The sequence below is a fragment of the Paenibacillus sp. TCA20 genome, from assembly GCF_000732325.1.
Classification (GTDB): Bacteria; Bacillota; Bacilli; order Paenibacillales; family Paenibacillaceae; genus Paenibacillus; species Paenibacillus urinalis.
In genome coordinates, this window is sequence record NZ_BBIW01000018.1 from 18,162 (window position 1) to 44,037 (window position 25,876).

Sequence of the window (25,876 nt, forward strand, 5' to 3'; positions counted from 1 at the left end):
TAAAAAATATCTTAGAATTCAAGCCCTGCTTCACGAGCAGCATCAGCCAAAGCTTGAATACGTCCATGATAAAGGTAGCCACCACGATCGAAAACGATGTTAGTGTATCCTTTTTCTTTCGCACGTTTAGCAACGAGAGCGCCAACTTTCTTAGCTGCCTCAACGTTACCACCGTTTGTGATTTCGCCGCTGATTTCTTTGTCTACCGTCGATGCAGATACAAGCGTTACACCTGCTACATCATCGATCAGTTGAGCATAGATATGTTTATCGGAACGGAATACGTTCAAACGTGGACGCTCAGCCGTACCAGAAATTTTACCACGAACACGGATATGTCTTTTCAGACGCACTTTGTTCTTATCTTGTTTAGTAATCATTTCACGTTTCCTCCCTTCAGTTAGCCTTGAATAGCTTCACATTAAGACGCACAGGGTATATTAGAAACACGAGCATCTCCTGAAAAGCCAGGGGACGGCACAAAGTCGGTAAGAAATCTTATTTCTTCTTACCGGCTTTACCTTCCTTACGGATGATGCGTTCGCCTTCATATTTAATCCCTTTACCTTTGTAAGGCTCAGGTTCGCGAACAGAGCGGATTTCAGCTGCATAAGCACCTACGCGCTCTTTGTTAATTCCACGAACGATGATTTTAGTGTTCGAAGGAACTTCGAACTCAATACCCGGTTCCGGCGTGATTTCTACCGGATGGGAGTAACCTACGTTCAGAACGATTTTATCTCCGGATTTGCTTGCACGATATCCGACCCCAACCAGCTCCAGAGATTTCGAGAATCCTTCAGTTACGCCAAGTACCATGTTATTTACTACGGAACGAGTAGTACCGTGCAAAGAACGATGTGTTTTGTGATCAGAAGGACGTGTTACTGTGATTTCATTATTTTCAACGGAAACCTTCATTTCTTTATGAAGTTCACGTGTAAGTGTACCTTTAGGACCTTTAACCGTAATTGCGGTATTGTCCAGAGTGACTTCTACGCCACTTGGTACTGTAATTGGTTTACGACCAATACGGGACATGTTGTTGCACCTCCTTGTTCTGTGACTTTATATTACCAAACGTAGCAGACAACTTCGCCGCCAGATTTAGCTTGACGAGCTTCTTTATCTGTCATTACACCTTTGGAAGTAGAGATGATCGCGATTCCGAGACCACCAAGTACGCGAGGTACTTCATTGCTTTTCGTGTATACACGAAGGCCTGGTTTACTGATTCTTTTCAGACCAGTAATAACGCGCTCGTTGTTTTGACCGTATTTCAAGAAGACACGGATGATGCCTTGTTTGTTATCATCCACATATTCTGCATCACGAATGAAACCTTCACGCTTCAGGATTTCAGCGATTTGTTTTTTCATCGTCGAAGCAGGCATTTCTACCGTCTCGTGACGAACTGTGTTCGCATTACGAATGCGAGTAAGCATATCTGCAATTGGATCAGACATAGTCATTGTGTGTAAACCTCCTTCCCGTTCAGGACTTTTTACCAGCTTGCTTTTTTCACGCCAGGGATCTGGCCTTTATAAGCTAATTCACGGAAACAAATTCTGCAAATTTTAAACTTCTGCAATACAGAATGTGGACGACCGCAACGTTCACAACGAGTATAAGCGCGAACTTTGAACTTCGGTGTGCGTTGTTGTTTAACTTTCATTGAAGTTTTTGCCACTTAGCCTGACACCTCCTAAATAATTTCGGAGAATTCGGGACCCTAGCTGGATTCCCGGATACTGTTATTTCTTACTTTGCGAAAGGCATTCCCAGTTGAGTAAGCAATTCGCGGGACTCTTCGTCCGTTTTAGCTGTAGTTACGATTACGATATCCATACCGCGTACTTTGTCGACTTTATCATACTCGATCTCTGGGAAGATGAGTTGTTCTTTAAGTCCAAGTGTGTAGTTACCGCGACCATCGAACGCTTTGTTCGATACGCCTTGGAAGTCACGTACACGAGGTAGAGTGATGTTGAACAATTTATCAAGGAAGTGATACATACGCTGTCCGCGCAGTGTTACTTTAACCCCGATTGGCATGTTCTCACGAAGTTTAAAACCGGCGATTGATTTTTTAGCTTTAGTGATAACTGGTTTTTGACCAGAGATCAGCTGCATATCGTTCACAGCGGAATCAAGTACTTTGGAGTTTTGGACAGCGTCACCCACACCCATGTTGATTACCACTTTCTCGATCTTAGGAACTTGCATTACTGTGCTGTATTCAAACTTCTGCATCAAAGCAGGAGTTACTTCATTCAGAAAACGTTCTTTCATTCTTGCCATGAATTATGGACCTCCTTTCTCATTCGATTACATTAGTCGATCGATTCTCCGGAACGTTTAGCAACGCGTACTTTTTTGCCGTTGTCTAAAACTTTATAACCGATACGAGTTACATTTCCGCTCTTCGGATCAATGTGCATCACGTTCGATACATGGATTGGAGCTTCTTTCTCGATGATTCCGCCTTGTGGATTCAGCTGGTTAGGCTTTTGGTGTTTTTTCACGAGGTTAACACCTTCAACAAGAACGCGATTCTCACGAGGATAAGCTGCGATGACACGGCCTTTTTTGCCTTTGTCTTTACCGCTGATCACCATAACAGTGTCGTCTTTTTTGACGTGCAACTTGTTGTTATGAGATTCCAGAACTTTTTTCACTTTTGCCATTTCGTACACCTCCTATGACTTGCGTGAACAAGTATGAATCGAATCCTTTATACAAGGATCAATATACGTTCATTAGATAACTTCTGGAGCCAAGGAAACGATCTTCATGTAGTCTTTTTCGCGAAGTTCGCGAGCAACTGGTCCGAAAATACGAGTTCCGCGTGGGCTTCTGTCTTCTTTAACAACAACTGCTGCATTCTCATCAAAACCAATGTAAGATCCGTCTTTACGACGAACAGAACGTTTCGTACGAACGACTACCGCTCTTACTACATCACCTTTTTTGACAACGCCGCCTGGTGTTGCTTGTTTTACAGAACAAACGATCAGGTCTCCGATTTGTGCTGTACGACTACGTCCCGTACCACCTAGTACGCGGATACACATCAGTTCCTTCGCACCAGAGTTGTCAGCTACAGCCAAACGTGTAAATGGTTGAATCATCTTGTTTTCCTCCTTTCAGCAGAGCTGAATATCATTAAATGATAACCGCTTTTTCTACGACTTCAACAAGTCTCCAGTTCTTGTCTTTCGACAAAGGACGAGTTTCCATGATTTTAACAGTATCACCGATTTTCGCAGTGTTATTTTCATCATGTGCTTTGAACTTTTTCGTGTATCTGATGCGTTTATGGTACAAGTCATGCTTTTTGTAAGTTTCTACAGCAACCACGATTGTTTTGTCCATTTTGTCGCTAACCACTTTACCGATTTGCACTCGACGTGCGTTACGTTCTTCGCTCATTGTTGGCCTCCTTCCTCAATTACAGACGGATGTTCCATCCGGTACTATTTATTAGCTAATCCCAAGTTCTCTTTCACGGATGATCGTTTTAGCACGTGCAATTTCTTTACGTACGTCACGAATACGTGTCGGGTTATCAAGCTGACCGGTAGCGAGTTGAAAGCGGAGGTTAAAGAGTTCTTCTTTAAATCCGGCAATCTTTTGCTCAATTTCAGCAGTGGTTAGGTTGCGGAATTCACTAGCCTTCATTTACTTCACCACCCAATTCTTCACGTTTCACGAACTTCGTCTTAATTGGCAGCTTGTGAGCAGCCAGACGCATTGCTTCGCGAGCTACTTCTTCAGATACACCAGAAAGTTCGAACATGATCTTTCCTGGTTTTACAACAGCAACCCATTTCTCGACGTTACCTTTACCACTACCCATACGTACTTCGAGAGGCTTTTGAGTAATAGGTTTGTCTGGGAAGATTTTGATCCAAACTTTACCACCACGTTTGATGTAACGAGTCATCGCGATACGAGCAGCCTCGATCTGACGGTTCGTAATCCAAGATGGTTCAGTCGCTTGCAGACCGTACTCACCGAAGTTCAGTGTAGTTCCGCCCTTAGCTTGACCTTTCATGTGACCGCGTTGTTGCTTGCGGTGTTTTACGCGTTTTGGCACCAACATGATTAGTTGCCTCCTTCCTTAGCAGCTTGTTTCTTAGCCGTAGGAAGAACCTCTCCACGATAGATCCATACTTTTACGCCAAGACGGCCGTAAGTTGTATGAGCTTCCGCTGTACCATAATCGATGTCGGCACGAAGCGTGTGCAGTGGAACAGTTCCTTCACTGTAGCCTTCAGAACGTGCGATCTCAGCACCGCCAAGACGTCCGCCTACTTGTGTTTTGATACCTTTAGCACCTGAACGCATAGTTCTTTGAATCGCTTGTTTCAGAGCACGACGGAAAGAAACACGGCGTTCCAATTGTTGTGCAATGCTTTCAGCAACGAGAATTGCGTCAAGGTCTGGTTGTTTGATTTCAGAGATATTGATATGAACTTTCTTACCGCCTGCAATCTTCGTGATTTGACCACGGAGGATTTCAACTTCAGAACCACCTTTGCCGATAACCATTCCTGGTTTAGCAGTGTGGATCGTTACGTTGACACGGTTAGCCGCTCTCTCGATTTCGATACGAGATACTGCGGAGTCTTTCAATTTATTTTTCAGGTATTCACGAATTTTTACGTCTTCCAGCAAAAGATCACCGAAATCTTTGCCTGCGTACCATTTGGATTCCCAATCACGGATTACGCCGATACGGAGTCCGACGGGATTTACCTTTTGTCCCACACGTTTTCCCTCCTTATTTTTCAGATACCACCAAAGTGATGTGGCTAGTGCGTTTATTGATCCGGCTTGCACGTCCCATTGCACGAGGACGGAAACGTTTCATTGTCGGACCTTGGTTTACGTAAGCTTGCGAGATAACCAGTTTGTTAACATCCAGGGAGTAGTTGTGCTCTGCGTTTGCGATAGCAGAGTTCAGCAATTTCTCAACAACTGGAGAAGCGGATTTTGGAGTGTGGCGCAGAATCGCGATCGCCTCGCCCACTTGCTTGCCGCGAATCAAGTCAACAACGAGTTGAACTTTACGAGGAGCAATCCGAATAAACTTGGCATGTGCTTTTGCTTCCATTGTTTAACCTCCTCTCAAACATTAGCGCTTGATGATCATTTATCTTCTAGTCTTCTTATCGTCTGCTGCATGGCCTTTATAAGTACGCGTAGGAGCGAACTCACCCAGCTTGTGTCCAACCATATCTTCCGTTACATAAACAGGAACGTGTTTACGGCCGTCATACACACCAAACGTATGTCCAATGAATTGTGGGAAAATTGTAGAACGACGGGACCAAGTTTTGATCACCAGCTTTTTGCCAGCTTCGTTCATGTCTTCTACTTTTTTCAACAGGTAGCCATCTACGAATGGCCCTTTTTTAAGACTGCGACTCATGTGTAAATCCTCCCTTCATCCAATGTTCTCGTTCATTCACGATCGCTCGCGCGAAGTTATGCACAGGTTAATTGTGTATTACTTCGTGCGGCGGCGAACGATGTATTTGTCAGAAGCTTTGTTTTTCTTACGCGTTTTGTAACCAAGAGTTGGTTTACCCCATGGAGACATTGGCGATTTACGTCCGATTGGAGCGCGGCCTTCACCACCACCGTGAGGGTGATCGTTAGGGTTCATTACTACCCCGCGAACTTCAGGACGTTGTCCGAGCCAGCGGCTACGGCCTGCTTTACCGATTTTAACAAGTTCGTGATCTTCGTTACCAACAGATCCGATTGTTGCACGGCAAGTTTTAAGGATACGGCGTACTTCACCGGAAGAAAGACGTACTGTTACATATTTCTCTTCTTTACCAAGAAGTTGAGCTTCAGTACCAGCTGCGCGAACCAATTGTCCACCTTTACCTGGTTGAAGTTCGATGTTGTGGATAACGGTACCTACTGGAATGTTTTCAAGCGGCAGTGCGTTACCTGTTTTGATGTCGGAGCTAGGTCCAGACTCGATTTGATCCCCTACTTTAAGTCCTTTAGGAGCGATGATGTAACGTTTCTCACCATCAGCATAATGGATCAGAGCGATGTTGGAAGTACGGTTCGGGTCATACTCGATTGTAGCAACGCGGCCCGGTATTCCATCTTTAGTACGTTTAAAGTCAATAATACGGTATTTACGTTTGTGTCCGCCGCCATGGTGACGAACCGTAATTTTACCTTGGTTGTTACGGCCAGCTGTTTTGCTCAGTGGAGCAAGCAGCGATTTCTCTGGCTGATTTGTTGTGATCTCTTCAAAAGTAGACACAGACATGTTACGTCTAGCCGGAGACGTCGGTTTGTACTTTTTGATTGGCACTGATTTTCCCTCCTTACTTTACAGTTTCTTATTGTACCGATTCAAAGAACTCAAGAGCTTTGCTGTCTGGAGTCAAAGTTACGAATGCTTTTTTCCACTCAGGAGTGTATCCAGAGTAGCGTCCGTAGCGTTTCAACTTACCAGGTACGCGAAGAGTGTTCACGTTTTTCACTTTAACGTTGAAGATTTCTTCAACAGCAGCTTTGATTTCGGTTTTGTTCGCACGAATATCGACTTCAAATACATATTTCAAGTCGGCCATCATATCAGCTGTACGTTCAGTAATCACCGGACGTTTAATAATGTCACGAGGATTCTTCATTACGCGAGCACCTCCTCTACCTTCTGAACTGCTTCTTTCGTAATGATCAGTTTGTCGTACGTAAGTACGTCAAGAACATTAATGCCGTCAGCCGCTACAAATTTCACACCAGGAATATTTCTTGCGGAAAGAGCAACATTATCATCATAGCCTGGAGCAACGATCAAAGCTTTGCGATCTACTTTGAGGTTATTCAAAATAGCTGCAAATTCTTTAGTTTTCGGTGCATTCAGAGCAAGAGCATCCAGAACGATAATTTCGTTATCAATCACTTTGGAAGACAAAGCGGATTTAATCGCCAGACGACGAACTTTCTTAGGCAGTTTGAACGCGTAGCTGCGTGGTGTTGGACCAAATACAGTACCGCCGCCTACCCATTGTGGTGCACGGATCGAACCTTGACGAGCGCGTCCAGTACCTTTTTGTTTCCAAGGCTTACGTCCGCCGCCGCGTACTTCAGAACGTCCTTTTACTTTGTGTGTACCTTGACGCAGGGAAGCGCGTTGCATAACAACAGCATCGTGAAGTACATGAGTGTTCGGCTCAATTCCGAATACTGCATCGTTCAGTTCAACTTCTCCTACTTGGCTACCACTGACATTAAAAAGTGCTACTTTTGGCATTTTGTGTTCCTCCTTTCTTTAGGTGATTATTTCTTCACCGATTCTTTGATTTTAACGAAGCTGTTTTTCGGTCCAGGAATAGAACCTTTAACAAGCAATACGTTACGCTCAGCGTCTACTTTAATAACTTCAAGACGTTGAATTGTAATTGTTTCATGACCCATATGCCCTGGAAGGTGTTTACCTTTAGGAACGCGGTTCGCTTGGATGGAACCCATGGAACCAGGGCCTCTATGATAACGGGAACCGTGAGACATAGGTCCAGTGCTTTGTCCCCAACGTTTGATAACGCCGGCAAAACCTTTACCTTTGGAGATTCCTGTTACGTCAACAAATTCGCCTTCAGCGAAGATGTCTGCTTTAATTTCTTGGCCAACCTCGAATCCCGCAAGATCAACACCGCGGAGTTCGCGAACGTAGCGCTTAGGAGCTGTGTTAGCTTTTTTCGCATGTCCTGTTTCAGGTTTGTTAGCATTTTTTTCTTTCTTATCGGCATAACCTAGTTGAACCGCTTCATAGCCGTCGTTCTCAAGGTCTTTCTTTTGCAAGACAACAGATGGACCTGCTTCAATAACTGTAACAGGGATTACGTTACCTTCTGGAGTAAACACTTGCGTCATGCCTAGTTTTTTACCTAAGATACCTTTCATGTTGACACCTCTTTTCCTTCCATTAATACAATACTAAATTACAATTTAATTTCGATATCTACACCGGACGGCAGATCCAAGCGCATCAAGGCATCCACAGTTTGTGGAGTCGGGTTAACAATATCGATCAAACGCTTATGTGTGCGCATTTCGAATTGTTCCCGGGAATCCTTGTACTTGTGTACCGCACGGAGAATAGTAATAACTTGTTTCTCAGTTGGAAGCGGAATCGGACCGGATACACCTGCACCCGAACGTTTTGCCGTTTCAACAATCTTCTCAGCGGATTGATCAAGAATTCTGTGGTCGTAAGCTTTCAAACGAATACGAATTTTTTGCTTTGCCATTTTAGTCCCTCCTTCTATCGCCCAATTTAATATCGGACATACTCCGTGAAAATTTTCTGACCCACTCTCCCATGGCAAAGGGGCCGGGTGTGTCAGTAACCTCTCACATCATCGCAACGTCACAGAACAACATTCATTATTATATAGAAAACCTAGGCGTAATGCAAGCTTTTATATAAAAAAGATTGATAAAATTCTGAATCGACTTCAGCTCTCTATTTTTCTCGAATGCACTTCCCGAATCGCAACTCGTACTATTATATATGATGAAGCTATAAAAAGCCAAAGGTAATTTATGAAAAAGAACCATATATAGAAAAAGGATCTCGGCGATTAACGCCAAGATCCTTTTGTTCGTTCCAATACAATGTTGCTCGTTACAGTACAATGTTGCTTTATATCATTCGGCTTGCAGCCAAATTATTTAATGATTGTTGCTACCGCACCAGCACCTACTGTACGTCCACCTTCACGAATAGAGAACTTAGTTCCTTCTTCGATAGCGATTGGAGCGATCAGGGATACTGTTACTTCGATGTTGTCGCCAGGCATAACCATTTCAGTACCTTCTGGCAGGTTGATGATACCAGTTACGTCAGTTGTACGGAAGTAGAACTGAGGACGGTATCCAGTGAAGAAAGGCTTATGACGGCCACCTTCTTCTTTAGTCAAAACGTATACTTGAGCAGTAAACTCAGTATGTGGTTTAACTGAACCTGGTTTGGAAAGAACTTGTCCACGCTCGATTTGAGCACGGTCTACACCACGAAGCAATGCTCCGATGTTGTCACCAGCTTGAGCGGAATCCAAGAGTTTACGGAACATTTCAACGCCCGTTACTACGGATTTTCTGGACTCTTCAGCGATACCAACGATTTCGATTTCATCGCCGACTTTAACAGTACCGCGCTCGATACGTCCAGTTGCAACTGTACCACGACCAGTGATGGAGAATACGTCCTCAACAGGCATCAAGAATGGTCTGTCAGTGTCGCGCTCAGGAGTTGGGATGTAAGTGTCGATCTCTTTGAACATCTCAACGATTTTTTGAGCCCACTCGCCATCTGGGTTTTGAAGAGCTTCACGAGCAGATCCACGAGTGATTGGAGTGTCATCACCTGGGAAGTCGTACTCGCTAAGAAGGTCGCGAACTTCCATTTCTACGAGTTCAAGAAGTTCTTCGTCTTCTACCATATCGCATTTGTTCAAGAACACTACGATGTAAGGTACGCCTACTTGGCGGGACAGAAGGATGTGCTCACGAGTTTGTGGCATAGGACCGTCAGCTGCGGATACAACCAGGATCGCTCCGTCCATTTGTGCAGCACCAGTGATCATGTTTTTAACATAGTCGGCGTGACCTGGGCAGTCAACGTGTGCATAGTGACGTGCATCAGTTTCGTACTCTACGTGTGCAGTAGAGATAGTGATACCGCGCTCGCGCTCTTCTGGAGCTTTGTCGATTTGATCGAATGCAACTGCTGCACCGCCGTAAGTTTTGGACAATACAGTAGTGATTGCTGCAGTCAATGTTGTTTTACCATGGTCAACGTGACCGATAGTACCAATGTTAACGTGTGGTTTATTACGTTCGAATTTAGCCTTTGCCATTTGAACGTGGCCTCCTTAAAGTGGTTTATATTATATGTTGGCACTGTGTGTACAGCACCATAAGAATCATTAAACCTTATGACGCTGTGTACATCAGTGAGTAAAACTTATTCTCCCTTAACTTTGGACACGATTTCTTCGGAGATTGTTCTTGGTACTTCTTCGTAGTGAGAAAGTTCCATGGAGAACACCCCGCGTCCTTGTGTACCAGAACGGAGAGTTGTGGAATATCCAAACATTTCAGAGAGAGGTACCTTAGCACGAATGATTTGCGTACCACCACGGGAATCCATACCTTCGATTCTACCGCGACGGGAGTTCAGCATACCCATTACGTCACCCATGTACTCTTCTGGAACAGTTACTTCCACTTTCATGATTGGCTCAAGCAGGACAGCTTTACACTTGTCTTTAGCTGCTTTAAGAGCCATCGATCCGGCAATTTTAAACGCCATCTCGTTGGAATCGACATCATGGTATGAACCGTCTACGATTGTAGCTTTAACGTCTACAAGTGGGAATCCTGCAAGGACACCATTTTTCATAGCTTCTTCAATACCTTGTTGAGCAGGACCCACGTATTCACGTGGTACAGATCCACCCACAATTTTGCTGTCGAATTGGTTACCGCTACCCGCTTCAAGCGGTTCGAATTCAACCCATACGTGTCCATATTGACCGCGGCCACCGGACTGACGTACGAATTTACCTTCAACGCGCGCTGCTTGACGGAATGTTTCACGGTAAGCAACCTGTGGTTGACCAATGTTTGTGTCCACTTTGAACTCACGACGCATACGGTCGATGATGATATCAAGGTGAAGCTCACCCATGCCAGCCAAGATTGTTTGACCTGTTTCTTCATCAGTATGAGCACGAAGAGTTGGATCCTCCTCAGTCAATTTACCGAGAGCAACAGACATTTTGTCTTGGTCAGCTTTGGTTTTTGGTTCAACCGCGATTTGAATAACCGGATCAGGGAAGTTCATAGACTCCAGAATGACCGGATTCTTCTCATCACATAGTGTATCACCTGTACCTGTATCTTTCAAACCTACAGCAGATGCGATATCACCAGCATAAACTTCAGTGATTTCTTGACGGCTGTTCGCGTGCATTTGAAGGATACGTCCGATACGTTCACGTTTTCCTTTAGTTGCATTCAATACGTAAGATCCAGATGTAAGAACACCGGAGTATACGCGGAAGAACGTCAATTTACCTACATAAGGATCCGTCATAATCTTGAACGCAAGTGCCGAGAACGGCTCTTCGTCAGAAGATTTACGAATCGCTTCAGTTCCATCTTCCAAAGTACCTTTGATGTCAGGAACATCAATAGGAGCTGGCAGATAGTCCAGAACCGCATCCAGCATCAGCTGAACACCTTTGTTACGGTAAGAAGATCCACAGATAACTGGGAAGATTTTAACTTCTACTACACCTTTACGAAGAGCGGATTTGATCTCATCAACAGTGAGTTCTTCGCCTTCTAGGTATTTCATAGTCAGATCTTCATCAAGCTCTGCTACTTTCTCGATCAGTTCCATACGAAGCTCTTCAACTTGATCTGCATAGTCTGCAGGAATTGCAGTTTCTTCGATGTCTTTACCAAGATCGTCTTTGTACATATATGCTTTTTGCTCAACGATATCAATGATACCGATGAAATCATTCTCAGCACCGATAGGAAGCTGGATAGCAACAGCATTTGCTTGAAGACGTTCGCGCATATCCTTAACAACGTTAAGGTAGTCTGCACCGATGATATCCATTTTGTTTACATATGCGATACGAGGAACGCCGTAACGGTCAGCCTGTCTCCATACAGTTTCAGACTGAGGCTCAACGCCTTCTTTCGCACTGAAAACACCTACTGCTCCGTCCAATACACGAAGGGAACGTTCAACTTCAACTGTGAAGTCAACGTGTCCCGGGGTATCGATGATATTAACGCGGTGACCTTTCCATTGAGCGGTCGTAGCAGCGGAAGTAATCGTGATCCCGCGCTCCTGTTCCTGCTCCATCCAGTCCATAGTCGCAGCACCCTCGTGAACTTCCCCGATTTTGTGCGTACGGCCTGTGTAGAACAAGATCCGCTCAGTGGTAGTAGTTTTACCGGCGTCAATATGCGCCATGATCCCGATGTTACGTGTATTTTTCAAGGAGAACTCTCTTGCCATGACATGGGTCTCCCTTCAAAATGAAGTTATATTTTAAAGACTGATAAATCCTACCAACGGTAGTGAGCAAACGCTTTGTTCGCTTCAGCCATCTTGTGTGTGTCTTCCCGTTTCTTAACGGAAGCACCAGTGTTGTTGGAAGCGTCGATAATCTCAGCTGCCAAACGCTCTTCCATTGTTTTCTCACCGCGGCTGCGGGAGTAGTTTACGAGCCAACGTAGACCAAGGGAAGTACGTCTTTCCGGTTTAACCTCGATAGGTACTTGGTAGTTAGCACCGCCGACACGACGAGCTTTAACTTCCAGAACCGGCATAATATTTTTGATAGCTGCTTCAAAAACTTCCATAGGATCTTTACCAGTACGTTCTTGAATCAAGTTGAACGCATTGTAAAGAATGCTTTGAGCAACACCACGTTTTCCATCAAGCATGATGCGGTTGATCAGACGAGTAACAAGTTTGCTGTTGTACACCGGATCAGGCAACACGTCTCTTTTGGTAACTGGACCTTTGCGTGGCATGGATATCCCCCTTTCTTGCATGTTTATTATTCTTAATTTGTTGTTGTTGTTCTGTAACCGAAGCGCTAATTCGCAAACGGCTTACTGACTGTAAAATCAATGTGTTGATCTTACGCTTTTTTAGCTTTAGGGCGTTTCGCACCATACTTGGAGCGAGCTTGCATACGGTTGTTAACACCTGCAGTATCAAGCGCACCACGAACGATATGGTAACGTACACCCGGAAGGTCTTTAACCCGACCACCACGGATCAGAACGACACTGTGCTCTTGCAAGTTGTGTCCGATACCTGGGATGTAAGCAGTAACCTCGATACGGTTAGTCAAACGTACACGGGCATATTTACGAAGCGCGGAGTTCGGTTTCTTCGGAGTCATAGTACCTACACGAGTACAAACACCACGTTTTTGCGGAGCACTGATATCAGTAGACTCACGTTTCAGGGCATTGAAGCCTTTTTGCAACGCAGGAGATTTGGATTTGTAGATCTTTGCTTGACGTCCTTTACGAACGAGCTGATTAATTGTTGGCATGTTGCCACCCCCTTCCTAGATTCGTCATTCTATTTATAAACCTCAATTCTTAAGTCCACAGACCCAGGCGGTTCATAAAAGAACAAATGAAAAGTTTTTGCCGTTTAGGAAGCTCTTGCATTCCAGACAAAAACATCTTCTTATACCTATTGTTTCAATACAGCTACCATAGCCGCTCCCACTTCAATTCCGCAAGCCTTGCCGAGCTGCTCCATCGTATCGACTATGTTCAGCTTCACTTGATGCTTCTCACATAGCGACTTGATCTTAGAAGTGATTCGCATATCAGCATCCTGAGCTACATAAACTTCAGCAGCCAGACCTGATTCAACCATCTTCATGGTTTGCTTGGTACCGATCTTGACATGAGCATCCTGCAAAAAGTTGTCATTCGACATTTATCAATACCTCCGAGAAGACATGATAACATGCGGCTACTCACGCACCTTTGCTATATTAGCATTACTACACATTTGTTGTCAAGAGATTCAATCAAACTCTAAACATTAAGATTGCCATATCAGGAGGAAGCTTGTAACTTCTCTCCTGATATACAATCTGGTACGTGTTTACCGATCAGATTCGCCTGTTACAGACAAATATGAGCTATATCAGTCTACAGATACCGGTTCAAGCTCTTCTAGTTGAGATTCGCCATCTTCCGGATTAGCAAACTTCACACTGCGATAACGGTTCATACCTGTACCAGCAGGGATCAGTTTACCGATAATTACATTTTCCTTCAGTCCAAGAAGCTGATCGACCTTACCTTTGATTGCTGCATCCGTCAGGACACGAGTCGTTTCCTGGAAGGAAGCTGCTGACAAGAAGGAATCTGTTTCAAGAGACGCCTTGGTGATACCCAGAAGGACTGGCTTAGCCACTGCAGGCTCCTTGTCACTAAGAATTGCCGTCTTGTTCGCTGTTTCATATTCATGAGTATCAACAAACGAACCTGGAAGAAGCGTAGTATCTCCTGCATCCACAATACGAATCTTGCGCAGCATTTGACGAATCATTACTTCTACGTGCTTGTCGTTGATTTCTACACCCTGGTTACGATATACGCGTTGTACTTCTTGCAGGATGTAGTTTTGAACGCCACGTACACCTTTGATGCGCAGCATTTCTTTCGGGTCAATTGAACCATCCGTAAGCTCATCCCCGGCTTCAATCTCCATTCCCTCGCTTACGCGCAGACGGGAGCCATAGGTAACTGCATAGACTTTCGTCTCAGCTTCACCTTGAACCTCGATTTCACGGCGATCTTTAGCTTCGCGGATCTCTTTGATAACACCATCAATTTCACTGATGGTTGCTTGACCTTTCGGATTACGCGCTTCGAAAAGCTCCTGGATACGCGGAAGACCTTGAGTAATATCGTCTCCTGCGACACCACCGGTATGGAACGTACGCATTGTAAGCTGTGTTCCTGGCTCACCGATGGATTGTGCAGCGATGATACCAACCGCTTCCCCGATCTCAACGTGTTTACCTGTTGCCAGGTTACGTCCATAACACTTCTTGCAGACACCATGACGAGCACGGCAGCTAAGTACAGAACGTATTTGCAGTTTGTCTACTCCTGCTTTAACAATAGCCTCAGCTTTGTCAGAGTCGATGAGCTCATTACGATGTGCAATGATTTCACCTGTCTCAGGATGACGAACCGTTTGGAAGCAATAGCGGCCTTCGATACGATCATATAGATCCTCGATAACCTCTTTACCATCCTGAATACGGCTTACAGTGAAACCTTTATCTGTTCCGCAATCATCTTCCCGAACAATCACATCTTGCGCTACGTCAACGAGACGCCGAGTCAGGTAACCTGAGTCAGCTGTACGCAGGGCTGTATCGGCAAGACCTTTACGTGCACCGTGCGTGGACAGGAAATACTCGAGTACCGTCAGACCTTCACGGAAGTTCGATTTGATTGGGAGCTCGATGATACGACCGGATGGGTTGGCCATCAGACCCCGCATACCGCCCAGCTGTGTAATCTGAGATTTATTACCACGGGCTTTAGAGTCAACCATGAGCATGATGGAGTTGAAGCGATCCATCGATTTCATAAGGACTTCCGTGATATCATCTTTTGCTTTGGACCAGATATCAATGACGCGGTCATAACGTTCTTCGTTCGTGATCAAGCCACGACGGTACTGATTCGTAACGACAGCAACCTTCTCATCTGACACACGTAGAATCTCATTCTTCTCATCAGGAACAATAACGTCGGATACACCCACGGTAACCCCAGCACGAGTAGAATACGTGAATCCAAGCTGTTTGACCCTATCCAAGATCATAGATGTTTGTGTTGTATGGTATACCTCGAAGCAGCGTGCAATGATATGACCAAGATAGTCTTTGCCGACTCCACCCGCTTGAGGTGCATTCATGATTGCTTCTCTAAGATCAGCGCCTTTCTCATACACAAAGGAATGCTCCGGCGTACCTTGGAAGAGGTTAGCACGAGTTGCATCATTAATGTATGGGAAGCTACTTGGGAAGATTTCGTTGAAGATAATCTTACCGACCGTTGTGATCAGCATTGCATTTTGCTGCTCATCCGTAAAGCTTGTTTTGTTAAGAGCTTTGACCGGAATTGCAACACGTGCATGAAGACCCGCAGTTCCGCGTTGGTAAGCAGATACAGCTTCATTTACTGTACGAAGGATCATACCTGAGCCTTTTTCTTCTTTGTTATCCATTGTCAGATAGAAGGATCCAAGAACCATATCCTGAGATGGAGTAACAACCGGCTTACCATCTTTAGGGTTCAAGATATTACCTGACGCAAGCATAAGAAGACGAGCTTCGGCTTGAGCTTCAGCGGACAAAGGTACGTGAACGGCCATTTGGTCACCGTCAAAGTCGGCGTTGTAAGCCGTACATACGAGCGGATGCAAGCGGATCGCTTTACCTTCCACCAGAATCGGTTCAAATGCTTGAATACCCAAACGGTGAAGCGTAGGGGCACGGTTAAGAAGTACTGGATGTTCCTTAATTACTTCTTCAAGAACGTCCCATACTTCAGGACTCACACGTTCAACTTTACGTTTTGCACTCTTAATATTATGCGCCAGACCTTTGTTCACAAGCTCTTTCATAACGAAAGGCTTGAACAACTCAAGCGCCATATCCTTAGGCAAGCCGCATTGGTACATCTTAAGGTAAGGACCTACGACGATAACGGAACGACCGGAATAGTCAACACGTTTACCGAGCAAGTTCTGACGGAAGCGACCTTGTTTACCTTTCAGCATGTGGCTGAGAGATTTGAGTGGACGGTTACCAGGACCTGTAACAGGACGGCCACGACGGCCGTTATCGATCAGAGCGTCAACTGCTTCTTGAAGCATACGCTTCTCATTCTGAACGATGATGTCTGGTGCACCAAGATCAAGAAGGCGTTTCAGACGGTTATTACGGTTAATTACACGACGATACAGATCATTCAAGTCAGAAGTCGCAAAACGACCACCATCTAGCTGAACCATCGGGCGAAGCTCCGGTGGAATGACAGGAAGGACATCCATGATCATCCAATCCGGTTTGTTGCCGGAGTTACGGAAAGCTTCAATAACTTCAAGGCGCTTAATCGCACGGTTGCGACGTTGACCTTGAGCTGTACGAAGCTCTTCTTTCAAGAACTCCAGCTCTTTATCAACATCGAGGTCTTGAAGCAGCTTTTTAACCGCTTCTGCACCCATACCTGCTTGGAAACCGTAGCCGTATTTCTCACGGTAGCTGCGGTATTCTTTTTCAGACAGCAGTTGTTTTTTCTCCAGTGGAGTTTCACCTGGGTCGGTAACAACATAAGATGCAAAGTAAATGATCTCTTCAAGAGATCTTGGAGACATATCCAGAGCCAAACCCATACGGCTCGGAATGCCTTTGAAATACCAGATATGTGATACCGGAGCAGCCAGTTCAATATGCCCCATGCGCTCACGGCGCACTTTGGCACGAGTCACTTCAACGCCGCAACGGTCACAAACGACGCCTTTATAACGAACGCGCTTGTATTTACCACAGTGACATTCCCAGTCCTTTGTAGGACCGAAGATCTTCTCGCAGAACAGACCTTCTTTTTCCGGTTTTAGCGTACGATAGTTAATCGTTTCCGGTTTTTTCACTTCTCCGCGGGACCAAGAGCGAATTTTTTCCGGGGATGCAAGCCCGATTTTCATATATTCGAAATTGTTTACGTCCAACAAGGAGCAACCCTCCTTAACCAAGTCCTAAATTTTAGGTTCTCCCCCCTCTGAAGCGGGATGCTTCAGAGGGGACCAGAGCCTGATGAAAATTCCGGTATTGTTACAGCTGATTAAATGTTACTCTACACCGACTTCTGCGCCTTCTAGGTTAAGGCTCAGTTTATCGCCTGCAGCGTCATCATCGTCATCCGATTCTTTTAGATCGATCTCTTCTTCGTCTTTGGTAAGCATTTTAACGTCCATACCCAAGCTTTGCAGCTCTTTGATCAGTACCTTGAAGGACTCAGGGATACCTGGTTCTGGAACGTTCTCGCCTTTGACAATAGATTCATAAGTCTTAACACGTCCAACAACGTCATCGGACTTAACTGTAAGAATCTCTTGCAAGGTGTATGCTGCACCATAGGCTTCGAGTGCCCAAACCTCCATCTCACCGAAACGCTGACCACCAAACTGAGCTTTACCACCCAGCGGCTGTTGCGTAACGAGAGAGTAAGGTCCTGTCGAACGAGCGTGGATCTTATCGTCAACCATGTGCGCAAGTTTGATCATGTGCATGACACCGACGGTAACTTCACGCTCGAAGCGCTCTCCCGTACGTCCGTCATACAGCACAGTCTTACCATTACGCTGCATGCCTGCTTCTTCCATCGTGTCAAACACATCATGCTCCGTAGCACCGTCAAATACCGGTGTAGCTACATGAATACCAAGCTGCATAGCAGCCATACCCAAGTGAACCTCAAGCACCTGTCCGATGTTCATACGGGATGGTACCCCTAGTGGGTTAAGCACGACTTGAACCGGTGTACCATCCGGAAGGAATGGCATATCTTCTTCTGGAAGAATACGGGCCACGACCCCTTTGTTACCGTGACGTCCGGCCATTTTATCACCCTCGGAAATTTTCCGTTTTTGAGCGATATAGACACGTACGAGCTGGTTAACACCAGGAGGCAGTTCGTCACCGTTCTCACGAGTGAACACTTTAACATCTACGACGATACCATCTGTACCGTGTGGAACGCGAAGCGATGTATCGCGAACTTCACGAGCCTTCTCACCGAAAATAGCATGGAGGAGACGTTCTTCTGCTGTAAGCTCGGTTACCCCTTTAGGTGTAACTTTACCAACGAGAATGTCACCGGCTGCAATTTCAGCACCAATGCGGATAATGCCACGCTCGTCAAGGTTACGAAGCGCTTCTTCACCCACGTTAGGAATATCGCGAGTAATTTCTTCAGGTCCGAGCTTTGTATCACGTGCTTCAGACTCATATTCCTCAATGTGAATGGAGGTGTATACGTCCTCTTTAACGAGTTTTTCGCTAAGGAGAATCGCATCCTCGTAGTTGTAACCTTCCCAAGTCATGAAGGCAACGACTACGTTGCGGCCCAGTGCCAATTCACCCATTTCGGTAGATGGTCCATCTGCCAAAATGTCGCCTTTTTTAATGTGATCGCCAATTTTTACAATTGGACGTTGGTTAATGCATGTTCCTTGGTTCGAACGCATAAATTTGTGTAATTTATGTTTAACGATATCGCCCTTAACTTCCTTGCCGTCAACGACTTCAATTCTGCGAACCCAAATCTCATTGGCAGAAGATCTCTCAATAATACCGTCATGTTTGGACACAATACATACACCGGAGTCTTTTGCAGCTTTGTGTTCCATACCCGTACCTACAAGCGGAGCTTTAGGAATAAGGAGTGGAACTGCCTGCCGCTGCATGTTAGATCCCATGAGTGCACGGTTGGAGTCATCGTTCTCAAGGAACGGAATGAGCGCCGTTGCAACGGATACAACCTGCTTAGGAGATACGTCCATATAGTCAACACGGTCATTCGGCATCGTTGTGATGTTGTCAGACTGTTTGTTGTAACGAACAACGACCATATCTTCAGCGAAAGTACCATCTTCGTTCAATTTTGCATTTGCCTGAGCGATAACGTAGTTATCCTCTTCGTCTGCAGTTACATAACGAACCTGATCTGTAACTTGACCTGTCTTTGGATCTACCCAGCGATATGGAGCTTCGATGAAGCCATATTCGTTGACGCGTGCAAACGTAGACAAGGAGTTGATCAAACCGATGTTCGGTCCCTCTGGAGTCTCGATCGGACACATACGGCCATAGTGGGATGGATGTACGTCACGGACTTCAAAGCCTGCGCGCTCACGAGTCAAACCACCAGGTCCTAGAGCAGACAGACGACGTTTATGCGTAAGTTCGCCCAGCGGATTCGTTTGGTCCATAAACTGAGACAACTGCGAGCTTCCGAAGAACTCTTTAATCGATGCGATAACCGGACGAATGTTGATCAATGCTTGAGGTGTAATGACGTTCGCATCCTGAATGGACATTCTCTCACGAACAACACGCTCCATACGGGATAGACCAATACGGAACTGGTTCTGCAAGAGCTCACCAACAGAACGAAGACGACGGTTACCCAAGTGGTCGATATCGTCTGTATCACCAATGCCATGAAGCAGGTTCAAGAAGTAACTGATGGAAGAAATGATATCTGCCGGCGTAATGTGCTTCACAGATTTATCAATGTTGCTGTTCGCAATCAGTTTAACGACTTTACCATCTTCAATTGGTGAAAATACATCAATGGTTTGGACCGGAATATCATTGGCATCAAGAACTCCGTTCGCCACATGATAAGTACGTTGTCCAACCGCCTCTTCGCTCTCAAGCGCAGGCATAATTTCATCAAGCAATCTGCGGTCAACAATTTGTCCAGCCTCTGCAATGATCTCTCCAGTAGAGATATCGATCAGAGATTCTGCAAGACGTTGATTGAACAAACGATTCTTGATATGAAGCTTTTTGTTAATTTTGTAACGACCTACGTTCGCAAGATCATAACGTTTTGGATCAAAGAAACGTGCTACAAGCAAGCTCTTCGCATTATCCAAAGTCGGTGGTTCACCCGGACGAAGACGTTCGTAAATTTCGATCAGCGCTTTCTCTGTCGAATCCGTGTTGTCTTTATCCAGCGTATTCCGGATATATTCATCATTACCCAGCAAATCCAGAATCTCAGCATCTGTACCAAACCCAAGCGCTCTCAGCAGCACAGTCACTGGAATCTTACGAGTACGATCGATACGAACATAGATAATGTCCTTCGCGTCCATCTCAAGCTCCAGCCATGCCCCACGATTCGGAATCACTGTTGCGGTATAAGATTTCTTTGCGTTCTTATCTAATTTAGTACTGAAATAGACGCTAGGAGAGCGAACCAACTGGCTGACAATAACCCGTTCCGCACCGTTGATAATAAAGGTGCCTGTTTCGGTCATCAGCGGGAAATCACCCATGAACACTTCCTGCTCTTTGACTTCGCCCGTTTCCTTATTAATGAGCCGGACTTTTACCCGAAGCGGTGCGGCATAAGTAACGTCGCGTTCTTTCGCGTCGTCTACCGTATATTTCGGTTCACCGAGACTGTAATCGATAAATTCCAATACGAGATTACCTGTAAAATCCTGAATTGGCGAGATATCCTGGAACATTTCGCGCAATCCTTCCTCCAAAAACCATTCGTAAGATTTTTGTTGGATTTCTATCAGGTTCGGAATTTCGAGTATCTCGTTAATTCGTGCATAACTGCGCCGAGTGCGTCGACCATACTGAACAAGATGTCCTGCCAACTTAAACTCACCCCTCAATGTCTACTCACTTTTAAAAATTTCGTTGCGAACCTCTGTTTGTAACCTTATAATGGAACTCATATAAGATGAATCAACCAGAGAGAGAGCATCCACAAATAAAGAAAAGCCCTTACTCGAATGTTTTTTTCGAAAAAAGAGCAACTTATTAGTGAATTTCTCCTTCATCCCAGAAAAACCCACTCACCTCATAGTCTGCCCAAAATGTACATATTATACGCGGATCAACACATAAATATGCGATCCTAGCGAAAAAAAGATTGACATTTTAACAAACTAAAGCTAAGTAGGGCATCTTAATACTGACATTTATTAAGAATACCACAATGGCGATACCAAGTCAATAGTCCTATTGCGATTTTTTTTAGTTTGTATATACTAATATACCCGCATTATTTCGTTGCCTTGAATATCCGATACCCTTTGTCCTTCGTTACTTCTTCAACCACACTAAACATCGATTCCAGCTTCGCTTTCGCAGACGGTGCCCCCTGCTTCTTCTGTATAACGATCCAGAGCGATCCACCCTTATTAAGCTGCTTATAGGCCTCTTCAAAAATAGCATGCACAACGTCCTTACCAGCCCGAATTGGAGGATTGGTTAGGATGACATCGAACCTATCTTCACTCACTGCTTCCAGCCGGTCACTCTGTTTAATAACGGTATTTGCACTTACCTGGTTTTGAATTGCATTATGCCTTGCCAGTTCTACGGCACGCTCATTGATATCAATCATCGTAACCACTGCATCCGGCAGGAGCTTAGCTGCCACAATCCCGATTGGACCGTAGCCGCACCCTACATCCAGAACTGACTTGGCTCCCTGAAGATCCATCGCTCCAATAAGAACCCTGCTGCCATAATCCACACCGTTCTTTGAAAATACTCCTGCATCACTGGTTAGTTTAAGCTTGTAACCTCTCAGCTCTGTTTCAAGAGTTTGTCTATCGTGAGCGGCTTCAGGCTTATTAGAATAATAATGATCCGACATGGGAAACCTCCAATTCACCTTCACTTACAAAAGTTGCAGCCATTCATAACAACAAACCCCTTGACTCTATCAAGGGGTTTGTATGTTTTGTTTCCAATTCACTAGTTAAGTGAAATAGATTATTTTACTTCGATAGAAGCGCCAACTTCTTCAAGTTTAGCTTTAACTGTTTCTGCTTCTTCTTTGCTTACTTTTTCTTTCAGTGGTTTTGGAGCGTTGTCAACGAGTTCTTTAGCTTCTTTCAAGCCAAGACCAGTGATTTCGCGAACCGCTTTGATTACGTTGATTTTGGAAGCACCAGCAGATGTCAAGATTACGTCGAATTCAGTTTGCTCAGCAGCTTCAGCACCGCCAGCAGCGCCGCCCATAACAGCTACAGGAGCTGCAGCAGTTACGCCGAATTCTTCTTCGATTGCTTTAACAAGATCGTTCAGTTCCAAAACAGTCATACCTTTAATTGCTTCCAAGATTTGCTCTTTACTCATGGTAGAACCTCCATTATTTAAATTAGTATTTTATATAGCCTGGTAATTCAAAAAATTAAGCGCCTTGCTCTTCTTTTTGTTCGCCGACTGCTTTAACCGCAAGGGCGAAGTTGCGTACAGGTGCTTGAAGCACGCTGAGGAGCATGGAAAGAAGTCCTTCGCGGGATGGAAGTTCTGCCAGTGCTTTAACTTCGTCAGCACCTACAACACGTCCTTCAACTATTGCACCTTTCAATTTCAGTGCATCGTTCTTCTTAGCGAAGTCGTTCAAAATTTTAGCTGGAGCAACAGCATCTTCACCGCTGAATGCAATCGCAGTAGGACCTGTCAGAACTTCATCAAGTTCAGTCAGCTCTGCAGCTGCAGTAGCACGGCGAAGCAATGTGTTCTTCAGAACTTGGAATTCGATACCCGCTTCACGAAGCTGTTTACGCAGCTCAGTTACTTGGGCAACGTTCAGACCACGGTAGTCAGCTACTACTGTTGTTGCGCTCTCACGCAATTTCGCAGTTACCACGTCAACCGCTTCTTGTTTAGCTTGAATCACTTTTGCGTTTGCCAAATTGTACACCTCCTGATAGATTCCTTGCTCAGTACCTCAAGGCACTTAAGCATCTTCGTTAACCGCCAGAAGCGGAAGTTTCCCGTAAGATAGGTGAGGCTTGATCCGATGTATCAGCTTCATTTATCCAATAAGAAAAGCCTCCGTAGAATCACGAAGGCTTGATAAAGTCAGATTGAGCATAGAAACTCAATTGATACGTTCTATCATCACACCTCGGTAGGAAATTAAGCTTATATAAGCACCTACTGTCTACGGTAAGCATATTCGAATTTAAGGGTCAGTCACTTATGACTTAACAACTTTTACAGAATAACAGATTCAGCGGACCGAAGTCAACTGGTATTTATTATCTGTAAGAAGCTGTACTCACACGAGCACCAGGTCCCATTGTAGAGGACAGGCTGATGTTTTTCAGGTAAACACCTTTAGCAGCAGCTGGTTTAGCACGGTTAAGTGCTTCGATCAGTGCTTTAAGGTTATCATTCAACTGCTCAGCAGAGAAAGATACTTTACCGATTGGCGCGTGAATTTGACCTGCACGATCCAGACGATACTCGATTTTACCGGCTTTAATTTCTTGAACAGCCTTGGAAACATCGAAAGTAACCGTTCCGGCTTTAGGGTTAGGCATCAGGCCTTTACCGCCGAGCAGACGGCCCAATTTACCTACTTCACTCATCATATCAGGTGTAGCTACGCAGACATCGAACTCGAACCAACCTTGTTGGATTTTGTTGATCATATCTTGATCCCCAACAAAGTCTGCTCCAGCTGCTTCCGCCTCTTTCGCTTTTTCACCTTTTGCAAATACCAATACGCGTTGTGTTTTACCTGTACCGTGAGGCAAGACAACAACACCACGCACAGCTTGGTCTTGTTTACGTGGGTCTACGCCCAAACGAACTGCAGCTTCAACTGTTTCGTCGAATTTAGCAGTCGATGCCTTTTTGACAAGCTCAACAGCTTCCAAAGGCTCGTAGCTAGCTTCGCTGTCGATCAGCTTAGCAGCTTCAACATATTTCTTACCATGTTTAGCCATGTTTCTATTCCTCCTTTGTGGTTTTAACGGATATACCTCCCACATGGCGGGCACATATTACAGCCCGCGTTACGAACACTTCAATTAGTCTTCGATGGTGATACCCATGCTGCGAGCAGTACCTTCTACCATACGCATTGCGGACTCTACGTTCGCAGCGTTTAGGTCAGGCATTTTTTGCTCAGCGATTTGACGAACAGTATCGCGTTTAACAGTTGCGACTTTTTTCTTGTTCGGTTCACCGGATCCTTTTTCAAGTTTAGCAGCTACTTTAAGCAGAACTGCAGCCGGTGGAGTTTTGGTGATGAAAGTAAAGGAACGATCTTCAAACACCGTAATTTCAACTGGAATGATCAAACCTGCTTGATCGGCTGTACGAGCGTTGAATTCTTTACAGAATGCCATAATGTTGACACCCGCTTGACCCAATGCCGGACCTACCGGAGGCGCAGGATTCGCTTTCCCTGCAGGGATCTGCAGTTTTACCATTTTGATTACCTTCTTGGCCATGTAAGACACCTCCTTGCATCAATAGTGGTCGACGAGCTTTATAAGCCCTCCCACAAGAAACCAATGTCAGCTTCGATAAAGCTTCTATAATTTCTCCACTTGAGTATAATCCAGCTCAAGCGGGGTTTCCCGTCCAAACATGTTGACGTGAACTTTCAGTTTACTTTTCTCAGCCAATATTTCTTCCACGGAGCCCACAAAATTCGCAAAAGGACCAACCTTAATTCGTACAGATTCCTTAATGTCGAATTCAATCTTCGGTTTCGGTTCTACCACACCCATATGCTTCAGAATCTGTTCAACTTCATCTGGCAGCAATGGTGTCGGCTTTGAACCTGACCCTGTCGATCCTACAAACCCAGTTACTCCAGGCGTGTTGCGAACAACATACCAGGAATCATCCGTTTGAATCATTTCGACTAGGACATATCCCGGGTAAATCTTACGCATGACAGTCTTTTTCTTACCGTCCTTATTCACCACTTCTTCTTCCATTGGAACAAGAACACGGAATATCTTGTCCTCCATGCCCATGGACTCTACGCGCTTTTCCAAATTGGCTTTGACTTTGTTCTCATACCCTGAATAGGTATGAACGACATACCATCTTTTTTCCATATCAAGCCACCTGGGACCCTTCTTAAATTATCGCATCGATCACATAGGAAATTCCGATGTCAAGAACCCAAAAATAAAGCGTGATAACTATAACCGTCCCCAGAACAATCAGGGTGTAGTTAGTTAACTCTTTACGATTAGGCCAGCGAACTTTTTTAAGCTCTGCCCAGCTTTCTGAGAAAAAGGAAAACAGAGACTTGAAACTACGTTTCACGCCGACTACACCTCCAAATTAACTATCTGGTTTCGCGATGAGAAGTCTGCTCGTTACAAAACTTGCAAAATTTCTTCATCTCCATGCGGTCAGGGTGATTACGCTTGTTTTTTGTCGTTGTGTAATTTCTTTGTTTGCAATTCGTACAAGCCAAAGTAATAATTACCCGCATGATGTGCACCTCCCGAAGACATCCGAAGCATTATCAGAAGTCTCTAAATTGATCCTAAAAAAAAGCGCGAATTTAGGCCTACCTAAAACACTTTATCACAAGGGTATATTCATGTCAATGCAAGAATAAGCCTTATTCATTGGCTAAAATAACCTGTAGTCGGCGAACTTTCAGGTCTCGTTTTGTTCTCAGAAAGCGTCTCTCTCCTATGCAACCAATAAATTGGACGAAC

Annotated in this window: 33 protein-coding genes and 1 other annotated feature; all 33 genes read right to left on the reverse strand. The window is 44.9% G+C overall.

All coding sequences use genetic code 11. From position 1 onward, the window contains the following. Positions 1-11: 11 nt before the first annotated feature. Positions 12-380, reverse strand: coding sequence for a 50S ribosomal protein L18 (gene rplR, locus TCA2_RS23680; protein WP_047914076.1), 369 nt, complete (start codon positions 378-380; stop codon positions 12-14). A gap of 118 nt (positions 381-498) precedes the next feature. Next, on the reverse strand, positions 499-1,041 hold the full coding sequence (gene rplF / locus TCA2_RS23685) for a 50S ribosomal protein L6 (RefSeq protein WP_047914077.1): 543 nt from the start codon (positions 1,039-1,041) through the stop codon (positions 499-501). 32 nt (positions 1,042-1,073) lie between these two features. Beyond that, positions 1,074-1,472, reverse strand: a complete 399-nt coding sequence (rpsH, locus tag TCA2_RS23690; RefSeq protein WP_047914078.1) for a 30S ribosomal protein S8 — start codon at positions 1,470-1,472, stop codon at positions 1,074-1,076. Between the two features lie 32 nt (positions 1,473-1,504). Further along, the gene (locus TCA2_RS26810) at positions 1,505-1,690 is read right to left on the reverse strand and encodes a type Z 30S ribosomal protein S14 (protein WP_013312154.1); all 186 of its coding nucleotides are present in this window, start codon (positions 1,688-1,690) and stop codon (positions 1,505-1,507) included. Between the two features lie 71 nt (positions 1,691-1,761). After that, a complete protein-coding gene (gene rplE / locus TCA2_RS23695) occupies positions 1,762-2,301 on the reverse strand; it encodes a 50S ribosomal protein L5 (protein WP_047914079.1) in 540 nt (179 codons plus the stop codon). Positions 2,302-2,333: 32 nt separating this feature from the next. Then, positions 2,334-2,687 (reverse strand): 50S ribosomal protein L24, encoded by a 354-nt coding sequence (rplX, locus tag TCA2_RS23700; protein WP_076315706.1) that lies wholly within the window; start codon positions 2,685-2,687, stop codon positions 2,334-2,336. Between the two features lie 72 nt (positions 2,688-2,759). Further along, entirely contained in the window at positions 2,760-3,131 is a 372-nt protein-coding gene (gene rplN, locus TCA2_RS23705; protein ID WP_047914080.1) for a 50S ribosomal protein L14, read from the reverse strand. 34 nt (positions 3,132-3,165) lie between these two features. Then, positions 3,166-3,432 carry a 30S ribosomal protein S17 gene (gene rpsQ / locus TCA2_RS23710; protein WP_047914081.1) on the reverse strand — a complete coding sequence of 89 codons (267 nt, stop codon included), beginning with the start codon at positions 3,430-3,432 and terminating at the stop codon, positions 3,166-3,168. A 51-nt stretch (positions 3,433-3,483) separates the two neighbouring features. Further along, on the reverse strand, positions 3,484-3,681 hold the full coding sequence (gene rpmC / locus TCA2_RS23715) for a 50S ribosomal protein L29 (RefSeq protein ID WP_047914082.1): 198 nt from the start codon (positions 3,679-3,681) through the stop codon (positions 3,484-3,486). Then, complete coding sequence (gene rplP / locus TCA2_RS23720; RefSeq protein WP_047914083.1) at positions 3,671-4,105, reverse strand: 50S ribosomal protein L16; 435 nt, start codon at positions 4,103-4,105, stop codon at positions 3,671-3,673. The genes rpmC and rplP overlap by 11 nt, the downstream gene beginning before the upstream one ends. Before the next feature lie 2 nt (positions 4,106-4,107). Continuing rightward, complete coding sequence (gene rpsC, locus TCA2_RS23725; protein WP_047914084.1) at positions 4,108-4,773, reverse strand: 30S ribosomal protein S3; 666 nt, start codon at positions 4,771-4,773, stop codon at positions 4,108-4,110. Between the two features lie 13 nt (positions 4,774-4,786). Further along, positions 4,787-5,119, reverse strand: a complete 333-nt coding sequence (rplV, locus tag TCA2_RS23730; protein ID WP_047914085.1) for a 50S ribosomal protein L22 — start codon at positions 5,117-5,119, stop codon at positions 4,787-4,789. A gap of 39 nt (positions 5,120-5,158) precedes the next feature. After that, the gene (gene rpsS / locus TCA2_RS23735) at positions 5,159-5,437 is read right to left on the reverse strand and encodes a 30S ribosomal protein S19 (RefSeq protein WP_047914086.1); all 279 of its coding nucleotides are present in this window, start codon (positions 5,435-5,437) and stop codon (positions 5,159-5,161) included. Between the two features lie 78 nt (positions 5,438-5,515). Beyond that, a complete protein-coding gene (gene rplB / locus TCA2_RS23740) occupies positions 5,516-6,346 on the reverse strand; it encodes a 50S ribosomal protein L2 (protein ID WP_047914087.1) in 831 nt (276 codons plus the stop codon). Positions 6,347-6,374: 28 nt separating this feature from the next. Continuing rightward, positions 6,375-6,668: a 50S ribosomal protein L23 gene (gene rplW / locus TCA2_RS23745; RefSeq protein WP_047914088.1), complete on the reverse strand. Its 294-nt coding sequence runs from the start codon at positions 6,666-6,668 to the stop codon at positions 6,375-6,377. Further along, positions 6,668-7,291 carry a 50S ribosomal protein L4 gene (rplD, locus tag TCA2_RS23750; RefSeq protein ID WP_047914089.1) on the reverse strand — a complete coding sequence of 208 codons (624 nt, stop codon included), beginning with the start codon at positions 7,289-7,291 and terminating at the stop codon, positions 6,668-6,670. The genes rplW and rplD overlap by 1 nt, the downstream gene beginning before the upstream one ends. Positions 7,292-7,317: 26 nt before the next feature. Next, positions 7,318-7,941, reverse strand: coding sequence for a 50S ribosomal protein L3 (rplC, locus tag TCA2_RS23755; RefSeq protein WP_047914090.1), 624 nt, complete (start codon positions 7,939-7,941; stop codon positions 7,318-7,320). Positions 7,942-7,979: 38 nt separating this feature from the next. Then, positions 7,980-8,288 carry a 30S ribosomal protein S10 gene (gene rpsJ, locus TCA2_RS23760; RefSeq protein ID WP_006676490.1) on the reverse strand — a complete coding sequence of 103 codons (309 nt, stop codon included), beginning with the start codon at positions 8,286-8,288 and terminating at the stop codon, positions 7,980-7,982. 420 nt (positions 8,289-8,708) lie between these two features. Then, positions 8,709-9,899: an elongation factor Tu gene (gene tuf, locus TCA2_RS23765; protein WP_047914091.1), complete on the reverse strand. Its 1,191-nt coding sequence runs from the start codon at positions 9,897-9,899 to the stop codon at positions 8,709-8,711. Positions 9,900-10,006: 107 nt separating this feature from the next. Then, positions 10,007-12,082 (reverse strand): elongation factor G, encoded by a 2,076-nt coding sequence (gene fusA, locus TCA2_RS23770; RefSeq protein WP_047914092.1) that lies wholly within the window; start codon positions 12,080-12,082, stop codon positions 10,007-10,009. 50 nt (positions 12,083-12,132) lie between these two features. After that, on the reverse strand, positions 12,133-12,603 hold the full coding sequence (gene rpsG / locus TCA2_RS23775) for a 30S ribosomal protein S7 (protein WP_047914093.1): 471 nt from the start codon (positions 12,601-12,603) through the stop codon (positions 12,133-12,135). A gap of 110 nt (positions 12,604-12,713) precedes the next feature. Then, complete coding sequence (rpsL, locus tag TCA2_RS23780; protein ID WP_047914094.1) at positions 12,714-13,136, reverse strand: 30S ribosomal protein S12; 423 nt, start codon at positions 13,134-13,136, stop codon at positions 12,714-12,716. A gap of 146 nt (positions 13,137-13,282) precedes the next feature. Beyond that, positions 13,283-13,534 carry a ribosomal L7Ae/L30e/S12e/Gadd45 family protein gene (locus TCA2_RS23785; RefSeq protein ID WP_047914095.1) on the reverse strand — a complete coding sequence of 84 codons (252 nt, stop codon included), beginning with the start codon at positions 13,532-13,534 and terminating at the stop codon, positions 13,283-13,285. 213 nt (positions 13,535-13,747) lie between these two features. Next, positions 13,748-17,362: a DNA-directed RNA polymerase subunit beta' gene (gene rpoC, locus TCA2_RS23790; protein ID WP_047914096.1), complete on the reverse strand. Its 3,615-nt coding sequence runs from the start codon at positions 17,360-17,362 to the stop codon at positions 13,748-13,750. Between the two features lie 117 nt (positions 17,363-17,479). Next, positions 17,480-21,031 (reverse strand): DNA-directed RNA polymerase subunit beta, encoded by a 3,552-nt coding sequence (rpoB, locus tag TCA2_RS23795; RefSeq protein WP_047914097.1) that lies wholly within the window; start codon positions 21,029-21,031, stop codon positions 17,480-17,482. A 410-nt stretch (positions 21,032-21,441) separates the two neighbouring features. After that, complete coding sequence (locus TCA2_RS23800) at positions 21,442-22,041, reverse strand: class I SAM-dependent methyltransferase (RefSeq protein ID WP_047914098.1); 600 nt, start codon at positions 22,039-22,041, stop codon at positions 21,442-21,444. 119 nt (positions 22,042-22,160) lie between these two features. Next, the gene (rplL, locus tag TCA2_RS23805; protein WP_047914099.1) at positions 22,161-22,526 is read right to left on the reverse strand and encodes a 50S ribosomal protein L7/L12; all 366 of its coding nucleotides are present in this window, start codon (positions 22,524-22,526) and stop codon (positions 22,161-22,163) included. A 55-nt stretch (positions 22,527-22,581) separates the two neighbouring features. Further along, entirely contained in the window at positions 22,582-23,088 is a 507-nt protein-coding gene (gene rplJ / locus TCA2_RS23810) for a 50S ribosomal protein L10 (protein WP_047914100.1), read from the reverse strand. Positions 23,089-23,212: 124 nt separating this feature from the next. Then, positions 23,213-23,364, reverse strand: a sequence feature (ribosomal protein L10 leader region). Positions 23,365-23,437: 73 nt separating this feature from the next. Next, entirely contained in the window at positions 23,438-24,130 is a 693-nt protein-coding gene (gene rplA / locus TCA2_RS23815) for a 50S ribosomal protein L1 (RefSeq protein ID WP_047914101.1), read from the reverse strand. An 84-nt stretch (positions 24,131-24,214) separates the two neighbouring features. Then, positions 24,215-24,640: a 50S ribosomal protein L11 gene (rplK, locus tag TCA2_RS23820; protein ID WP_047914102.1), complete on the reverse strand. Its 426-nt coding sequence runs from the start codon at positions 24,638-24,640 to the stop codon at positions 24,215-24,217. Between the two features lie 84 nt (positions 24,641-24,724). Continuing rightward, positions 24,725-25,258, reverse strand: coding sequence for a transcription termination/antitermination protein NusG (gene nusG, locus TCA2_RS23825; protein WP_047914103.1), 534 nt, complete (start codon positions 25,256-25,258; stop codon positions 24,725-24,727). A 22-nt stretch (positions 25,259-25,280) separates the two neighbouring features. Then, positions 25,281-25,472: a preprotein translocase subunit SecE gene (gene secE, locus TCA2_RS23830; RefSeq protein WP_047914104.1), complete on the reverse strand. Its 192-nt coding sequence runs from the start codon at positions 25,470-25,472 to the stop codon at positions 25,281-25,283. A gap of 22 nt (positions 25,473-25,494) precedes the next feature. Beyond that, positions 25,495-25,644: a 50S ribosomal protein L33 gene (gene rpmG / locus TCA2_RS26815; protein WP_072735843.1), complete on the reverse strand. Its 150-nt coding sequence runs from the start codon at positions 25,642-25,644 to the stop codon at positions 25,495-25,497. Positions 25,645-25,876 lie beyond the last annotated feature (232 nt).